Annotated in this window: 1 protein-coding gene; it reads right to left on the bottom strand. The window is 39.1% G+C overall.

What is annotated here, in order from left to right; genetic code table 11:
- Positions 1–42: 42 nt before the first annotated feature.
- Positions 43–488, bottom strand: a 446-nt coding sequence (locus tag COD92_RS30710) for an IS3 family transposase (protein ID WP_141561166.1), incomplete at its 5' end; no start/stop codon positions are given.

Raw genomic sequence — 488 nt, 5'->3', positions numbered from 1 at the left:
TGAACTGTAACCCATAAAGTGGACAGTTAAAAAAAGACCTTTTTATGCAGCTAGTAGATGACTCCGGTATTGGGCCGGAGTCATTTTATTTAACCCCCATTGATAACGATCATTGTTATATTCCTCAATATAATTTCCTATCAGTTCCTGTAATTCCTCAAAACTTTCACATTCTTTATAGTTAACTTCATCTTTTAAATGACCAAAGAAGGATTCCATTGGTGCGTTGTCCCAACAGTTTCCCTTACGGGACATTGACTGGGTTAGTTTCATCTTTTTCACTCGCTTTTGGAACTCCGGGTGCGTGTAGTGGAAGCCTTGGTCTGAGTGAAGAATTGCTTCGGGGTGTACCATACCATTAAGTGAGTCTGAAAGTTTCTTAAGAGTATCATAAACGATATCCATCTTCAGATTCCTGGAAAGATGGTGGGTAACAATTTCCTTTGTAGACGCATCTTTAACACAAGATAAATAAGCTGGCTGTGCTG

The sequence above is a fragment of the Bacillus sp. AFS037270 genome (genome assembly GCF_002585305.1).
Note: the sequence above shows the minus strand (reverse complement) of the source record. Positions and strands in the feature narration are given on the sequence as shown.